Genomic DNA, 14,887 nt, shown 5'->3' with positions numbered 1-14,887 from the left:
CACCCGCTGAGCCCGACGAATCAAGCGAAACGGAGGTCGCCTGAAACACCCTCATCCACAGGTCTTGACAATATCTCCATCGGTAGTTACATGGTGTTCTATTCGTTGGGCAGCGCGGCTGGGGCGGTTTCCACCACTATGGTTTTCGACGCGGCAGGGTGGGGCGCTGCAAGTATTCTCGGCGGCGCCTACGCGTTTGCAGCCTTGATCGCATGGACGATCGATCGATTGCGGACCCGCAACACTCTAGGGAGTTGGGAGCCACGTCCTGGCCGCGACGACCAAGGCGTTCACACCGATGGTCAGGGTCGGCTCGATCACGGGAGCGTAGTGCGGAGAGTGGTTCGACGGCACGGTTCGCAAAGCCGGATCAGTCATGTCACCTGTCGTGAACAGTGAAGGGTCGGTACCGCCCAACAGCCAGTACGACAGTGGCGCACCGGCACTGGTCGCGAGAATGCCGACATCTTCACTACCTGCTCCCGCACCGGGATCGAGAATCTTGTTCGTCCCCAACCATTCGGCAAACGCATCGAGTGTCTTGTCCAGCGCTGCCGGATCATTGACGACGATCGGAAAGTGCTCCGTCTCTGTGATGGTCGGTGAGGTGGGTGCACCGGCGGTGGCCGCTTCGCCCCGGACGATGCGGTCGACGCTGTCCAGGATGCGCTGACGCACACCTGCGTCGTAGCTGCGGATGTTGAGTTGCAGTTCTGCTTCGCCGGGAATGACGTTGGCGGCATCTCCAGCATGGATGGAGCCGACGGTGAGGACAGCTGTGGCAGTACTCGGGACCTCGCGTGAGATGACAGTTTGCAAACGCAACACGGTTTCGGCTGCCATGACCACGGGATCGACCGAGTTCTCCGGCATAGATCCGTGGGCGCCCTTTCCGACCAGTCTCACACGAAGTGAGTCCGATCCCGCATACGAGGGGCCGGCGTGCCCGGCGATCGTGCCTGCCGGTAGCGGCGATACATGTTGTCCGAGAACGATGTCGGGCCTCGGGAATCGCTCGAACAGTCCGTCGTCGACCATGGCTTGCGCACCCGCGCCAAGTTCCTCAGCCGGTTGGAAGACGAGGACAAGAGTGCCAGACCAGGTCGTCGTATCCTGAGAGAGGATCCGGGCCGCACCGAGTAAGCAGGTCGTATGCAGGTCATGGCCGCACGCGTGGCTGACCGAGACGGTCTTTCCCTGATCGTCGGTCGTTGTCACGGTACTGGCGTAGTCCAATCCGGTTTCTTCCCGAACCGGGAGGGCGTCCATATCCGCACGCAGCAGCGCTGTGGGGCCCACTCCGTTCTTCAGGACTCCGACGACTCCGGTAGTCCCGACATCGGTGGTGGTGTCGAATCCAAGTGCTGTTAAATGTCTTTCCACCAGACTGGATGTTCGTTGCTCGTGAAACCCCAGTTCCGGATGGCTGTGGAGGTCCTTGTACAGGTCGATCAAATCCAGATCCACGGCGATCGTTTCGTGCACTGACGAGGTCATGAGTGTCCTCTCGGTAGCGTCTTTTCAGGCTAACCGGGATGACGGGTCGGTAAACAGGACCTTAGGTCCCACGGTGCCGGTGATGCGGAGTCTGGTGCTACGGCACGTAGAACGATGTGACACCTGGGGTGATGATGGATCCGGCCACAGACAGCACGGCAACAGCGACTTGACCGGTCCCGGTCTGCACGATCGCCTCTGCTGGGACTCCGTTGAGGCCGTCCGAGAGCCGAGCGGAGCCGGAGGCCCCGGTCGAAAGGTTCAGCCAGCGCACTTCGGACGAGAGCAGGCATCCCCACCGGCCTTCCTTGCCTCCGGTGATCGTCACCGTGCCGGGTTGTTCACCGACGACAGCTACGCAGCGGACGGCCGGCGCGTCGAAGCTGCCGTTCGGGTTGCCGTACGGCGCAGGGTTGACCTGGAATGGAATGGTCACCGCGGCGGATGCGAGCGCCACCGACGTCAGAGTAGAAGCGATCACGACGGATGTGCAGACGCTCAGTCGGCGAACGAGATTCATCACGGAGGCCTCCAGCCATGTCCAGGTGATTTGCTTGTCTTCCCCGACGTAACGTTTTGGTCGTAGCTTCCCTTCTTGCATCGCCGCATTGAAGACGACAGCCTCACCATATCCGGTTGCACAGGAGAATTCAGGTACTCGTCGCTATTCGCTACATGTGGCGGCCTCAGATGCCGTCCGTCGAACCGCCTCTGCCGTCGTCGAAGCACGTACTACGGCAACCGGTGTTCCGGCTGCGGGATCGAAACTCCAGTCCTGCCGATAGGACTGGAGTAGATCTGGATCTGTGATCATCGCACCTGGCGACAATCGCTGGGCGAGCGTGTTCAAAGCGTCGACATTGACCATGATCTGGTTTCAGCCTTCCGCTCCGAGATGTGAAACTCATTGTGTCCAAGGCATGTCCGTGGACCTGAGAGTTGAAAGTCAGTATCTCGAGTGCGGTTGAGATCCACCGAATATGGCGTACGTCATATGTTGCTGAGGTCGGTCAGTACCTGATCGAAGGCGCCGGTACGTCCAGGTGTCACTACCTTCTGAAACAGTGTCAGGACACATTCGTCAAGGGCGTCCGTTGCCGTGAGGGTTCTTCTGGCGACGGTGCTTCTAGCGGACCATCGGCCACGTTCCATGTGTGCCAATGCGATTCCGTCACGCCGGGCTGTTGCCTTTCGGCCCGATGAATGAACGAAGAGGTATGTTCTGCCCGCGATATCGACTTCGCACAGCTTGTTCTTGCGGCGCATGGCCTTGGGCTTCTGGTCGATCAGGGTCCCGATCGTTCCGTCGGACAATCGAAGTGATGCAGGTCGGCCTTTACGGAATGTGAGCCTGGATCGATCCTGCTCGGCTGTTGACGATTTCCTCTTCCGCCCGCCGGCAACGCTCTCAGATCCGTCGTCGGATGCGGGAATCAGTTCGCCTTGAACGTTCCCCGACGGATCGAATATCGATACGGCCGAACCACCTTCGGCGAGGTTGACGAACCAGCCGGTCTCTGTAGGGGTGTTCCATTTCATGTAGATGATTATTCTTCATCAGTGCCGAGGAACATCAGCCGACAGCCCGAGACGAGGATCGCGGTCAGGATTCGACAGTCACCTCGACGACGCCATCGTCGCCGTTGAAGCGAACTGCCGGCCAGTACCCGTCCATGAAATGCAAACCGCACGAGTCTGTCAGACGTTGACAATCGCTTCGACGGCCAGACGGTGAAGAGCCTGGTGCTGCTCGAAGACGTGGCGTAGGCGGGGAAGCATGCCGCGTACAAGGGCGCCGAGCGTTTCGTCGACGATGCCGAAGCTGGGATTTGTCCTCACGTGAGCAGCGTAGACATCGAAGAAGGCAAGCCGCGATTCTGCTGGGGCGGGCACAACGCCCGACCCGTGGCAGGAGCCGTTCTTCGCCAATCCACTCGCAATGTCCCGCTGACTGGGCATCCGGAACCTTCTGCGCCGCGACTGCCTTAGCGTTCTACGTCGATAACCACGTGAAGGGATTTGTTCAATGGCGAAGAATCAGGCACCCCCCGCGACACAAGCCAAGGACATCGTTGTCGATCTACTGGTGATCGGGTCCGGTACCGGCATGGCTGCCGCCCTCACCGCGAACGAGCTCGGCTTGTCCACGCTGATCGTGGAGAAGACGCAGTACGTTGGCGGTTCGACGGCGCGGTCCGGTGGAGCGTTCTGGATGCCTGCCAACCCGATCTTGGCGAAAGCCGGTGCGGGCGACACCGTCGAGCGCGCGAAGACATACGTGCGTTCGGTGGTCGGTGATACTGCCCCTGCCCAACGTGGGGAGGCATTCGTCGACAACGGTGCGGCCACCGTCGACATGCTTTACCGCACGACGCCCATGAAGTTCTTCTGGGCCAAGGAATACTCCGATTACCACCCCGAACTGCCGGGAGGTAGCGCCGCCGGACGTACCTGCGAGTGCCTGCCGTTCGACGCGTCGGTACTCGGCGCGGAACGCGGTCGCCTGCGGCCCGGTTTGATGGAAGCCGGACTGCCGATGCCGGTGACAGGTGCGGACTACAAGTGGATGAACCTGATGGTGAAGAAGCCGAGCAAGGCTTTCCCTCGCATCATCCGCCGCCTGGCGCAGGGCGTTTACGGCAAGTACGTACTCAAGCGTGAATACATCGCAGGCGGTCAGGCGCTCGCCGCCGGCCTGTTCGCAGGTGTGGTCCAGGCCGGTATCCCGGTGTGGACGGAAACGTCGTTGGTTCGGCTCATCACCGAAGATGGCCGCGTAACGGGTGCAGTTGTAGTGCAAGACGGACGTGAAGTGACGGTGACGGCTCGGCGTGGTGTCGTTCTGGCAGCCGGCGGGTTCGACCACAACATGGAGTGGCGCCACAAGTACCAGTCGGAGAGCCTCGGTGAGCACGAGAGCCTGGGCGCAGAGGGCAACACCGGCGAAGCGATCGAGGCAGCACAAGAGCTCGGCGCAGGTATCGGATCGATGGATCAGTCGTGGTGGTTCCCCGCGGTGGCAAGCATCAAGGGCCGCCCGCCGATGGTGATGCTCGCAGAGCGTGCGCTGCCAGGCTCGTTCATCGTCGACCAGACCGGTCGTCGATTCGTGAACGAGGCGACGGACTACATGTCGTTCGGCCAGCGCGTGCTCGAACGGGAAAAGGCCGGAGATCCGGCCGAGTCGATGTGGTTTGTTTTCGACCAGGAGTACCGCAACAGCTACGTGTTCGCAGGCGGTATCTTCCCTCGTCAGCCGCTTCCGCAGGCATTCTTCGACTCCGGCATCGCGCACAAGGCGAGCAGTCCGGTCGAACTTGCCCGCAAGGTCGGTCTTCCCGAGGAGGCTTTTGCCGAGTCCTTCGAGAAGTTCAACGAGGCCGCTGCTGCCGGTAGCGATGCGGAATTTGGTCGCGGCGGAAGTGCATACGATCGGTACTACGGCGACCCGACAGTGTCCCCGAACCCGAACCTGAGGAAGCTCGACACGAGTGCCCTCTACGCGGTGAAGATGACGCTCAGCGACCTCGGCACCTGCGGCGGTGTGCAGGCGGACGAGCATGCACGCGTGCTTCGTGAGGACGGCAGCGTGATCGACGGCCTGTATGCGATCGGCAATACTGCGGCCAACGCATTCGGTCACACCTACCCGGGCGCCGGTGCAACGATCGGCCAGGGGCTGGTTTACGGATACATTGCCGCTCACCACGCAGCCGAGAAAGTAGCTTCGACTCAGCAGTAGATCCACTAGGCAACAGATCGCCGAACGGGAGATCAGCACGCGTTTCCGATGCCGGGAACGTGCACTGGTCTCCCGTTCGGCTTGTAGGAGCGATGCCACCTGTATGTCCCATCTCGGTAACGCTGACGCGCCAGGTGACCAAGACGCGGTATCGTCTCCAGAAGTGACATGGGGCACTGGCGATTGTTCGAACAGATGCCATCTACCGAAGGCGCGCCTGATATCGACCGGTCGGGTCGAATGCGCAAAAACAGGTATGTACCCAGGTAATTCAACCGTGGTGTGGAGCGTCGTGAAGCGACAGCGTATGAGGTGATTCCTCATCCGCAACGCAAGGATCTCCATGTTCCACCCCCTTTCCGACCATCCGGGTAGACACCCACCCTGTCGATCTTCGAATGAGAAGCCTTCGGTTTGTTCCGGCATTCGTAGTCCTCGATCAACGATCGATTCAGGCACTGCCTCGATGTAGAACCCGTATCTCCTGTGCTGTCACCAGGAGATGCAGACCTGCGGGTCTATGCGCGCGCTCGCGTTCGAGAGCGGTCACCGTACCTCTCTCCATGGCGCGATCCGAACATTTCACTCCAACGGAGTCTTGGTGCGATACACCGAGTAGCTCAGCACGTATTGAGTGCTGTCTGCGGGTAGAGCCTGCACCTGCTCCGAGCACATCAGTCAAGGAAAACATGAGTAAGCACAGAAAACACAAGCCTTCCAGCACAAAACGATTCATCGCCGTAACTGCGGGACTGGGCGCCCTTGTGGGGGCCGGAGCAGTAGCCAATGCAGGTACCGCCGGTGCGCAGGGCTGGTCGGCGAGTTGCAATTGGGAGTGGCCGGTAAGCGGATCACTTTCGCAGGGTTACCACGCGGGACATGACGGAGTCGACTTCGCTGTCAACGTCGGCACCGCGCTCCACGCGCCCACATCGGGCACGATTTCTGTTGCCGGACCCAATGATCCGGGTGGATATGGAACGTACATCCAGTTGGAAGCGGACAGTGGCGAGCAGATTCAGATGGGCCACCTCTCCGAAACATGGGTCGGTGTGGGGCAACACGTCGAGGTAGGCGACGAGATCGGGGCAACGGGTAACACCGGTAGCTCCACCGGCCCACATCTGCATCTCCGCATTCACAGTGGAGGCGCCGTCGATCCCATGTCCTTCCTGAGTTCGATCGGGGCGTGCGATACCGGGTCGAGTATTGTTCCCGCGCCCGCGCCGACACAGGACGTAGCACCCGAATTTGCACCGGAACCGGCGCCTGCTCCCGTTGTCTACTCTGAGGCATCCGAATCTGTACCGGTAGAAAGCATTCCGGAGTCGGAGACTCCAGTGCCCGGCTCAGAGGTAGTCGTTGCAGCCGGTGATACATTGTTCGACCTCGCGACAGAACGAGGTCTCACCTGGCAGCAGGTGTGGGACATGAATCCGCAGATCGTCAATCCCGATCAGATCCTTGTGGGCGACGTGATCAACTTGTGAGAGTTGATAATTCGATACCGATCCGGAGATGAGTCAACGGCTCGTACACGACCGGTTTCAGTACCCCAGTTGACTCCGAGTTCCACTTCGTGCGCGTGAGCGCTGCAGCCGGGCCGTGCATTTCACGGTCCGGCTGTTTTGCGCGCTCCGAGAAGTGATTCCTACCGAAGTACTGATGTGTGGTGGTTCGCTTCTCGGGCAGCCACGGCCAATCGCTGTGGATCTTGCCGATACTATTGAGCCCGTGAACCGGTCCGCGATCACCTCCCTACGTCGACGTTGGTCAGATGAGGGCGTCGATAATTTACGGGCGCAGCTGCTCGATCAGTCGCGGATCGTCAAGCCGCCCCACACTCTCGTCTCCCCATGGGCGGGGACCGATGACGGGCTGATCGATGTGCGTGGCCTGACAGCGGGTAGCGCTGGATTGGACATCCGGTATCTCACGTTGGAACGGATTGATCTGAGTTTCGCTCGGGGTTCGATCTCCGTCTTCGAATCTGAATTATTCGACTGCCGTTTCGATTTCGTGGCACTGACCGGACAGCCCCGTTTCAATCGCCGATTCGAACGGTGCAGTTTCCGGGGTGCGACGCTCTCTCGTCTGGCGCTCGGAAAGAGGGTCGTCGATTGCGATTTCACTGGAGCCAAAGCACGCGGGCTCCGCTCCGTGCCCAATACTGTGTTCGAACGATGCGCATTCGACGACACAGACCTGACTGGTGCGCAGTTCGCCGATACCTCATTCGTGGAGTGCACTTTCGGCGGCGCACGATTCTCGGCGGCCACGAGTTTTGTGCGGTGTTCCTTCACCCGGACCGCTGTCGAGTTCTCCGAGGCGCAAGTGTCGCGAACAACGTGTGACGGCACCGCGATTCCGGATCAATGGGAAGGTGAGGCCGATTCAGCAGTCGCACTGGAGCGGTATGCCGGTCGATATGCCCGAGCACTTGGCGTGGGGGACACAGAGGGTATGGCCCTCGATCCTGAAATGGATGATTCGTAAAGGGGGCAGATCGATGACTCGCGGGGTCACGTTCAGGACAGTATTCGGTGGACCGTCGGTGCCGCTTGACTTCATCGAGGAGTTGACTCGGCTCAGACACCGGCTGAGGGGCATCGCGATGCAGTACGACTTCGATCTGTTTGTTGTCGTTGGTGGCGACATCTCCGTGGTGACCGATCCGACCGGGATCCGGCTTCCGCGTGTATTTCTGGGCAGGCGTACCGCTACGGCGCAGGTACAGATGAACACTGACGACGTGATGGGGGTGCCCGACCCGCGTGCATTTCTGTACACGACGATCCATGCGGCACTGACGGAACTGATCACGCGTGTCTCAGACCGCGACAACGACTTCGATGCGGACGGGGAGCGAGCGAAGATCGAGTTCTTGATCCTCGATGACATTGGCGAGCGCGAATCAAAGCTGTGATGGCAAATGACAAATGCTGCGCTCCCGAATTCGTCAGGCCGTTGTCACTCTCTGGCATCAAACACTGCGGTGACCACTTCACAGAAAATCGCCGGGTGCCGGCAATGGACGAACCTCACTATGAGTTCTGCGGTGCGCGGTAGCGGTGACAAGTAGGTAGCGTTCAGCTGCGGCGTAGTCGGTGATCGATGTTCCGTCGGGCCCGGGGGTTTGAGTGATCAGGTCGAGGTATCGGCGGCGATAGAGGTATGCGTCGGGCTGGGTCAACAGGTACTCCGCGGCAGCGACGACGTCCAGGCTCGGTGCGGCTCGTCTGAGCCGGGTGCGCGTCGGCTGGTACGCAGCTCTGGCGTGTTTGGTCGGCCCGGTGGCCGTGTAGTGCCCGTCGCTGTGGTCGTCGTCTCGGGCATTGTCATTCATATCGTCGCCTTGGTGTGAATGAGCTCGACGTTGCCGTTGTAGTAGCCGAGGACACGGTGATCCATCATCCGCCGCCACAGTGGTGGTACGGCAGCGCAGACGATCATCACCGCGTATCCGGCAGGGAGTTGCGGAGCGGTTGGAGCGCTGCGCAGAGATTGGTAGCGCAGACGCGGATTCGCGTGATGGTCACTGTGTCGTTGTAATTGGTACAGGAACAAATTGGACAAGAGATGATCACTGTTCCAACTGTCTTCGGGCCGGGCTTTGACAAAGCTGCCGTCTTGTCTTCGCGCACGGAGCAATCCGTAGTGTTCGAGGTAGTTTGCGGCCTCGAGGAACGTGATCCCGGCCAAGGCTTGCAGGAGCAGCCAGGGCAGTATCTGCCACCCGAATAAGGTGATCAACGTCCCGAACAGTGCGGCGCTCAGCGACCATGCCTGCAAGATGTTGTTTCGAGGCGACAGTGCGGGTGAACCCTGCCGGCGCAGGCGTGCTGATTCGATCCGCCAGCCCGATTTCAGACCTCCGAATACGCTGCGGGGCAGGAATATCCAGAACGATTCCCCGAAACGAGCACTGGCGGGATCGCGCGGCGTCGCAACGTTGACGTGGTGACCGTGATTGTGCTCGATGTAGAAGTGCCCGTAGAACGATTGAGCGAGCACAATTTTCGCCAACCGCCGCTCGAGGCGGCTGCTCTTGTGGCCTAGTTCGTGTGCGGCATTGATACCGACGCCCGCAACGACGCCGACGGTCATCGCCAGTGCGATCTTCTCTCCGGTTGCCATCGGGGCGTGCGCCCAACACCATGCGGCGAAGACGAGGCCAGCGTATTGAAGTGGCACGAACAGGTAGGTACACCAGCGGTAGTAGCGGTCGTCCTGCAATGCCGCGATCACGTTGTCGGGTGGGCTGCGGCCATCTGCGCCGACTGCGACGTCGACGATCGGGATGACGAGAATCAGGATCCAGGCACCGGTCGCCCAGAACAGGCCGAGGTGCAAATATTCGACCAGCAGCCAGGACAGGAAGGGACTCAGCGGGATCAGCAATCCCAACGGCCACCAGTAACGCTTCCGATCCCGCCATGCAGGAGCGTCGACACCTGCTTCGGCGCTCGCTCGAATGTCGTCGGTGTCTGTCATCGAAACTTCTCGAGCACGGGAAAGTGGAATACGGTCATTGCTCTCCAACGGTTCGTGCGGACTTTCGAAGTGGTGTGCTGCGGCGTCTCAGGCGGTTAGGCCAGGTCGGCGAATGCGATGATGTTGTCGTTGTAACTGCGTGCGGTTTCGTCGAAGGATCCACCGCACGTGATGATCCGGAGTCCGGGGTGGTCGATGTCGCCGTATACGACGTCGGTGGGAAAGTCCTCTTTGGGGAAGTGTTCGACACTGGTAGCGGTGAACACTGCGCGACTTCCGTCTTCGCGGGTGACGATGATGTCGGCTCCTGTTTCGAGATTCCGCAGATCGAAGAAGACCCCGTCGGTGCCTTGCCAGTCGACGTGGCCGGCGATGATTGCCGGTCCGACCTCACCGGGTGCGGGAGCGCCGGTGTACCACCCTGCGTCCTTCCCATCCGGTGGGACCTCGAGTGCTCCATCGGTATCGAGTCCGAGATCGATGATGTCGGTGTCGACGCCGATGGACGGGATTTCGAGGCGCGCGGGGCGGTGTTCAGCAGTTACCGGCGCCCTTTCGGGCAGTGCAGAGTCAGTGGCGCGTGGCGCGGATGTGGTGTCTTGTCGAGGCGACGAGTGTGGTTGTGAATTTCCGCTGTCGGATTGTCCACCGGCGCATCCGACCACCGTTACGAGTACTGAAACAGTAAGGGCGAGAGCCGTGATGGCTCGGCGAGTTCGCGGAGCCATCACGGAGTTTTCGTCTTTCATCTATCGACTTGTCCGACGGATGACGAGGGCCGACATAGCCACGACGCTGAAGAAGCCGACGAGCAGGGCGATCCACCCTCCACTGGACTGTCCGTCGCGTTGGGATTGTGTGCTTCCGTCACCGGTGTCGACCGATCCTCGTGGTACCTGCTGCACCTGAGGGGCTCGAACATTCGGGGATTCCGGGCCTACCGGTTGAGTGGTCGGGGTACCCGTTCGAGAAGCTGACGTCGTCGGCACCCGAGACGGGACGGTTACCGTCCCGGGAACGGTGGGAGGTATTCCCGGCAGTGGTGGGAGACCGGGAATCTCGGGTATGGACGGAATGTTTCGGCTGGTCGTGATGATCGGCGGTACGTCCACAGTGGTTGTAGTCGTGCCGTTCGGCCCTGGTGTGGTGGTCGTCGCTTCCACCGGTGTACCAGTCGTGGTTGTAGTCACCTCCGGCGGGACGACCGTCGTGGTTGTAGTCACCTCCGGCGGGACGACCGTCGTGGTTGTAGTCACCACCGGCGGGACCACAGTCGTGGTGGTAGTCGTCGCGGTGTCAGGCGGGACTGTAGTCGTCGTAGTGGTCGGAGTCGTGGTCGTGACAGGAGGCGCACAGGTCGGGATCGTAACGGTGTTCGTATCCAGAGTGACCGCGCCATTGATCGCCAACAGTCGACCCTCGACGGTTGCCTCGGTTGTGGCAGTAATGTCTGTCAGCGCGAACAGGTTTCCTCGGAAGACGGAGTTGGTGCCCAGGGTGGCGGAACTTCCAACCTGCCAGAAAACATTGCACGCCTGCGTTCCGTTGATCAGTGCAACGGTGCTGGACGACGATGTGATCAGCGTTGATCCCGCTTGGAAGACGAAGACTGCATCGGGGTCACCTTGCGCGTCGAGGGTGACGGTTCCCGACAGTGCGATCGACGAACCGGAGTTGTAGACACCCGAAACCAGTGTCCGACCGGTCAAGTCGTCTCCCGTCGGTTGTGTGGGTCCCTGACCGGCAAGAGTGTTGTAGGCAGTCAACACGTCGGGTTTCGCTCCCTGCGATACCGCGTCGCCACCATGATTGGTGCCGGTAATCGTCAGGTCCGATACACCGGTGATGGTTGGAGTCGGATACGTGCCGATATCGCCGCCGAGGGTTGTCGGTCCGGTGTTGGTGATTCCTGCTCCGGCAAGGACTGCAAAGGGCTCAGCGGTGCCGAGTCCGACAGCAGTCGCTTCCGCGCCGGCAGTGCCGGCCGGCAAGACGAGAATGCCGACGGAGAAAACGGAAATCGTTGCAATACCCGAGAATTGAAAGAACCGCGAGCGTCGTGTTGCGGTGGGTGCTGTCATGTTCTGTTCATCTTCGATCCTTTGAAGAAGGGACTCATGCGACGAAAGTGAGTCCGTACGTCCGCGCCGACTCCGGCGCCGGGACGTATCGATGAGCGCCCACGTAAATCCGGACATTCCGGGTATACGATGTGTGTATACGTTGTATGCATAGGGCGTATCCGAACAGTAAACCAGCCGTACTGTTCTGTCAACGCGTAGGCATACGATGTATGTTTTGTGAATGACCGGACACTCGCCAGATCGCACTAAGGGTTTGATTCCCGCCGCGGACCGCGAGGAGCCCCTCACCAGGGCGCTCGTACTCTCGACGGCGTTGGCGATCATCGACGAGGAAGGTGCCGACGGCCTCTCCATGCGCCGACTGGGCAAAGCGCTCGACAGAAATCCGATGACTCTCTACAGGTACGCGGCCAACAAGGCGGCCCTGCTGGACGGGGTCGTCGAGACCGTGCTCGAACAACTGGTCGTCGACCCGTCCGATCGCGACTGGAGGGGGCAGCTGCACGCAGTTGCGTACGGGTATCGCCGCCTCGCGCTCGCGCACCCCAACGTGGTTCCTTTGCTGGTCACTCGGCCGCTGTCCACCCCGCTCGGATTGCGTCCTCCCGGGACGTTGCGCTACGTCGAAGCGATTCTCGAACTGCTGATACGGGCCGGTTTCACTCCTGAAGACGCATTACACATCTACCGAGCAGTGTTCGGCTTCCTCAACGGGCACATTCTCAACGAGCTTCAGGAAATAGTCGAAAATCCCGAGGAGACGGACGATCTCTTGCGGCTCGGTCTGCATCGGCTTGCGCTTGCCGAGTTTCCGAGACTGCGGTCGATGGCTACGATCATGGCTCACTACGACGGGCAGGACGAACTCGAGCGCGGTCTGGCAATCCTTCTGGAGGGTCTGGCGACGGCATCTCCTCCGACGAGGGTTGAGGGCTGACCACTTTCAGTTTGGGTATAGACATGAGACGACCTCGACGGCCACACAATTCAGGGGACCGACGAGGTCGGTAAGCGTCAGCGCAGTCACTGACGTCTACATTTCAACCGTACGAGTCACGGTTGGCAGGTGGCGGCGAGCTTCGTTCTTGTTGTGTGAGTGTTTCGTCCTGCTTCGCCCATTTCGGGCGGTTCCTGACCTGCTGCAGGTGATGGCTCTTCGGTTCGGCCGGAAGGCTTCATCGAGCTGAACGTGTGTAGAGCGCCTGTAAATGCCTTCCGTCCGCCTCGGTGGACGGACGGAAGGCATCAATTCATTTGTGGGTGACCGTATTCGGCGAACACGGTCTGGTTTTGTCAGGGTTGAAATTCTTCGTTGGTGGGGTTCTCGGGCGGGGTGGCCGCGAGGATGCGCTTCCACCAGCCTTGCCGCTGCGGGTCTTCGTTCCAGACGACCGGTTCAGCCAGAGCTGCGGCGGGGGCCATGATTGGCGCGGGCATAGTGGACCTCCTGGATGAAAGGCTCTCGTACAGTCGATTTCGTGCAAGCCGTTCAGGTCAGGCTTCGATCTGTCCTTGGGTTTTCACCTCGGAGTTTGCGGTGCGGGACGGCGGTCTCGACGAGATTTCGATCCGCCGCGGTTTCGCCTTCTCTGCGATCGGCAAGGTCACGGTCAACACGCCGTTGTCGTATGAGGCGACGATCCGTTCGGAATCGATGTCCTCACTGATGGACAGCTGCCTTCTGTATGTTCCTGTGAAACGCTCACCGGCCAGCCACGTCACTCCCTCTTCGGAAATGGCGCTGCGGTGCGCGGTCAGGGTGAGGGTCGAGCCGTCTACCTGTACGTCCACTGATCCTGGGTCGACGCCGGGAAGATCGGCGTGAAGGACGTAGTGGTCATCGATCTTGTAGAGGTCCATCGGCATGAAGCGTGGACTTCGGCTGCTGCCGGTTCCGGTGGCAAGCAGGGACTTGGTGATCGCGTCGATGTCGGTGAAAGGATCGAAACGAAGCACAGCAACACACCTCCCGTATCGTCTAAGAAAGGTCACCGTCACCTCGACGGCGACCGAACTTACTGTGCGAGAACATGATAACCAGCCAAACTGGCACTCTGCAACCTCGAGTGCCAGATTTTTTCGGTGAACTTCGGTCCGATTTTCGGAAGTATCCGAAATGGCGCGATCAGTTCGCCAGGGATGTCAGAGGGTCCGGCGAAACACCTTGTCTTCGTCGACTGTGACGGCACCGGATGCGATGAGTCGTTCGAGGTGTAGCTGAGCTGTCCGTCGTTCGACGGCGTCGACGTACGGGGCCGATACGTGGGGGCGGTAGACGAGTCGATGAGCGACTATGTCTTCCAAGAGTTTTGGTTCGCCGAGGAATTGGATGAGACGGTCTTCGCGGCTCAGTAATTTGTCGCGGTATGCGGACAACCGGCGACGGAACTCGTCGCTGCCCTCGACCACGCCCTTCTGATGGAATGTTCCGTACCAGCGTGCGTCGATCGTTGCGACGTGGTCGATGGAGTCGAGGAAGTCGTTGACGCTGCTACCCAGGTCGCCGTACATCGGGCCGAAGGAGGTGAGGTCGATGTCGGCGACGTAGAAGAAGCCGTCTGGTTCGACGAGGACCCCGCAGTGTCCGCGGGTGTGCCCTGGCAAATGAATGACTGTCGCAGTGCGGTCGCCGAGGTCGAAGACGTGGCCGCCCGCGATCCCCGACACGTTCTCGTGGGTCGGGGGTATGCCGTATTGCGTAGCAATCGACTGCTGGACCTCGACTCGTTCGTTCGGAGGAAGGCCGTAATTGGTGAGCATCGTGTCGAGGGATGCGACTGCGGGTGCGTCGAGATGGTGCGCATAGGCCGGGGTGTCGAAATGGCGTAGTCCGGCGATGTGGTCCTCGTGCCCGTGGCTGACGAATACGAGGTCTGCGCCGACGGGGTCGCGGTCGAGGGAGAGCGAAGGGTCGATGACGAGCGTGCTTTCAGATCCGTGCACTACCACGGTGTTCCCGTAGGGGACGGCACCACCGTTCTCAGGAACCAGTACCGAGACCTTGCCGAATTCTGCAGGTGTGAACATCTTTCGCCTTCCTCGTGACGATCGTGTCGTGACGACACCGGCT

The 14,887-nt window shown here is 60.4% G+C and carries 16 protein-coding genes; 5 read left to right on the top strand and 11 right to left on the bottom strand.

The window, feature by feature from the left end:
- Positions 1-246: 246 nt before the first annotated feature.
- The 4 genes from PCS43_RS19300 to PCS43_RS19285 form a co-directional block, all read right to left on the bottom strand.
- On the bottom strand, positions 247-1,497 hold the full coding sequence (locus PCS43_RS19300) for an amidohydrolase (RefSeq protein ID WP_064114285.1): 1,251 nt from the start codon (positions 1,495-1,497) through the stop codon (positions 247-249).
- 97 nt (positions 1,498-1,594) lie between these two features.
- On the bottom strand, positions 1,595-2,017 hold the full coding sequence (locus PCS43_RS19295; RefSeq protein ID WP_007726468.1) for a hypothetical protein: 423 nt from the start codon (positions 2,015-2,017) through the stop codon (positions 1,595-1,597).
- A gap of 470 nt (positions 2,018-2,487) precedes the next feature.
- Positions 2,488-3,036: a hypothetical protein gene (locus PCS43_RS19290; protein WP_064443219.1), complete on the bottom strand. Its 549-nt coding sequence runs from the start codon at positions 3,034-3,036 to the stop codon at positions 2,488-2,490.
- A 159-nt stretch (positions 3,037-3,195) separates the two neighbouring features.
- Positions 3,196-3,336 (bottom strand): hypothetical protein, encoded by a 141-nt coding sequence (locus PCS43_RS19285; protein ID WP_181991937.1) that lies wholly within the window; start codon positions 3,334-3,336, stop codon positions 3,196-3,198.
- Positions 3,337-3,523: 187 nt separating this feature from the next.
- On the opposite strand from PCS43_RS19285, the gene PCS43_RS19280 reads away from it, so the two are divergent.
- The 4 genes from PCS43_RS19280 (at position 3,524) to PCS43_RS19265 (ending at position 8,165) form a co-directional block, all read left to right on the top strand.
- The gene (locus PCS43_RS19280; protein WP_003943733.1) at positions 3,524-5,239 is read left to right on the top strand and encodes a 3-ketosteroid-delta-1-dehydrogenase; all 1,716 of its coding nucleotides are present in this window, start codon (positions 3,524-3,526) and stop codon (positions 5,237-5,239) included.
- Between the two features lie 689 nt (positions 5,240-5,928).
- The gene (locus PCS43_RS19275) at positions 5,929-6,729 is read left to right on the top strand and encodes a peptidoglycan DD-metalloendopeptidase family protein (protein ID WP_228232484.1); all 801 of its coding nucleotides are present in this window, start codon (positions 5,929-5,931) and stop codon (positions 6,727-6,729) included.
- A 244-nt stretch (positions 6,730-6,973) separates the two neighbouring features.
- The gene (locus PCS43_RS19270; RefSeq protein WP_076948777.1) at positions 6,974-7,735 is read left to right on the top strand and encodes a pentapeptide repeat-containing protein; all 762 of its coding nucleotides are present in this window, start codon (positions 6,974-6,976) and stop codon (positions 7,733-7,735) included.
- Between the two features lie 13 nt (positions 7,736-7,748).
- Positions 7,749-8,165, top strand: a complete 417-nt coding sequence (locus PCS43_RS19265) for a hypothetical protein (RefSeq protein ID WP_042452357.1) — start codon at positions 7,749-7,751, stop codon at positions 8,163-8,165.
- A gap of 78 nt (positions 8,166-8,243) precedes the next feature.
- Here PCS43_RS19265 and PCS43_RS19260 read toward each other — a convergent pair whose 3' ends face one another.
- The 4 genes from PCS43_RS19260 to PCS43_RS19245 all read right to left on the bottom strand — a co-directional run bounded on the left by PCS43_RS19260 (position 8,244) and on the right by PCS43_RS19245 (position 11,814).
- Positions 8,244-8,585 carry a hypothetical protein gene (locus PCS43_RS19260; RefSeq protein ID WP_064114314.1) on the bottom strand — a complete coding sequence of 114 codons (342 nt, stop codon included), beginning with the start codon at positions 8,583-8,585 and terminating at the stop codon, positions 8,244-8,246.
- On the bottom strand, positions 8,582-9,733 hold the full coding sequence (locus tag PCS43_RS19255) for an alkane 1-monooxygenase (protein WP_054826870.1): 1,152 nt from the start codon (positions 9,731-9,733) through the stop codon (positions 8,582-8,584). The genes PCS43_RS19260 and PCS43_RS19255 overlap by 4 nt, the downstream gene beginning before the upstream one ends.
- Positions 9,734-9,828: 95 nt before the next feature.
- A complete protein-coding gene (locus tag PCS43_RS19250; RefSeq protein WP_003943710.1) occupies positions 9,829-10,482 on the bottom strand; it encodes a class F sortase in 654 nt (217 codons plus the stop codon).
- Positions 10,483-11,814, bottom strand: a complete 1,332-nt coding sequence (locus tag PCS43_RS19245; RefSeq protein WP_209907859.1) for an ice-binding family protein — start codon at positions 11,812-11,814, stop codon at positions 10,483-10,485. It abuts the gene before it with no gap.
- Positions 11,815-12,037: 223 nt separating this feature from the next.
- Here PCS43_RS19245 and PCS43_RS19240 point away from each other — a divergent pair, with 223 nt between their 5' ends.
- Complete coding sequence (locus PCS43_RS19240; RefSeq protein WP_042452349.1) at positions 12,038-12,754, top strand: TetR/AcrR family transcriptional regulator C-terminal domain-containing protein; 717 nt, start codon at positions 12,038-12,040, stop codon at positions 12,752-12,754.
- Positions 12,755-13,110: 356 nt separating this feature from the next.
- On the opposite strand, the gene PCS43_RS19235 is transcribed toward PCS43_RS19240, so the two are convergent.
- The 3 genes from PCS43_RS19235 to PCS43_RS19225 all read right to left on the bottom strand — a co-directional run bounded on the left by PCS43_RS19235 (position 13,111) and on the right by PCS43_RS19225 (position 14,844).
- Complete coding sequence (locus PCS43_RS19235; protein ID WP_165639161.1) at positions 13,111-13,254, bottom strand: hypothetical protein; 144 nt, start codon at positions 13,252-13,254, stop codon at positions 13,111-13,113.
- A 57-nt stretch (positions 13,255-13,311) separates the two neighbouring features.
- Positions 13,312-13,773 carry an Hsp20/alpha crystallin family protein gene (locus PCS43_RS19230; RefSeq protein WP_058038924.1) on the bottom strand — a complete coding sequence of 154 codons (462 nt, stop codon included), beginning with the start codon at positions 13,771-13,773 and terminating at the stop codon, positions 13,312-13,314.
- Positions 13,774-13,959: 186 nt separating this feature from the next.
- Positions 13,960-14,844, bottom strand: coding sequence for an MBL fold metallo-hydrolase (locus tag PCS43_RS19225; protein WP_042452347.1), 885 nt, complete (start codon positions 14,842-14,844; stop codon positions 13,960-13,962).
- Positions 14,845-14,887 lie beyond the last annotated feature (43 nt).

The sequence above is a fragment of the Rhodococcus sp. C-2 genome (assembly GCF_027854095.1).
GTDB classification, from domain to species: domain Bacteria; phylum Actinomycetota; class Actinomycetes; order Mycobacteriales; family Mycobacteriaceae; genus Rhodococcus_F; species Rhodococcus_F qingshengii.
Note: the sequence above shows the minus strand (reverse complement) of the source record. Positions and strands in the feature narration are given on the sequence as shown.

Excerpts from the sequence above, each read along its gene's own strand:
- PCS43_RS19300 (WP_064114285.1), bottom strand. The coding sequence starts at position 1,497 with ATGACCTCGTCAGTGCACGAAACGATCGCCGTGGATCTGGATTTGATC.
- PCS43_RS19295 (WP_007726468.1), bottom strand. The coding sequence starts at position 2,017 with ATGAATCTCGTTCGCCGACTGAGCGTCTGCACATCCGTCGTGATCGCT.
- PCS43_RS19290 (WP_064443219.1), bottom strand. The coding sequence starts at position 3,036 with ATGAAATGGAACACCCCTACAGAGACCGGCTGGTTCGTCAACCTCGCC.
- PCS43_RS19280 (WP_003943733.1), top strand. The coding sequence starts at position 3,524 with ATGGCGAAGAATCAGGCACCCCCCGCGACACAAGCCAAGGACATCGTT.
- PCS43_RS19275 (WP_228232484.1), top strand. The coding sequence starts at position 5,929 with ATGAGTAAGCACAGAAAACACAAGCCTTCCAGCACAAAACGATTCATC.
- PCS43_RS19265 (WP_042452357.1), top strand. The coding sequence starts at position 7,749 with ATGACTCGCGGGGTCACGTTCAGGACAGTATTCGGTGGACCGTCGGTG.
- PCS43_RS19260 (WP_064114314.1), bottom strand. The coding sequence starts at position 8,585 with ATGAATGACAATGCCCGAGACGACGACCACAGCGACGGGCACTACACG.
- PCS43_RS19255 (WP_054826870.1), bottom strand. The coding sequence starts at position 9,733 with ATGACAGACACCGACGACATTCGAGCGAGCGCCGAAGCAGGTGTCGAC.
- PCS43_RS19250 (WP_003943710.1), bottom strand. The coding sequence starts at position 10,482 with ATGAAAGACGAAAACTCCGTGATGGCTCCGCGAACTCGCCGAGCCATC.
- PCS43_RS19245 (WP_209907859.1), bottom strand. The coding sequence starts at position 11,814 with ATGACAGCACCCACCGCAACACGACGCTCGCGGTTCTTTCAATTCTCG.
- PCS43_RS19240 (WP_042452349.1), top strand. The coding sequence starts at position 12,038 with ATGACCGGACACTCGCCAGATCGCACTAAGGGTTTGATTCCCGCCGCG.
- PCS43_RS19235 (WP_165639161.1), bottom strand. The coding sequence starts at position 13,254 with ATGCCCGCGCCAATCATGGCCCCCGCCGCAGCTCTGGCTGAACCGGTC.
- PCS43_RS19225 (WP_042452347.1), bottom strand. The coding sequence starts at position 14,844 with ATGTTCACACCTGCAGAATTCGGCAAGGTCTCGGTACTGGTTCCTGAG.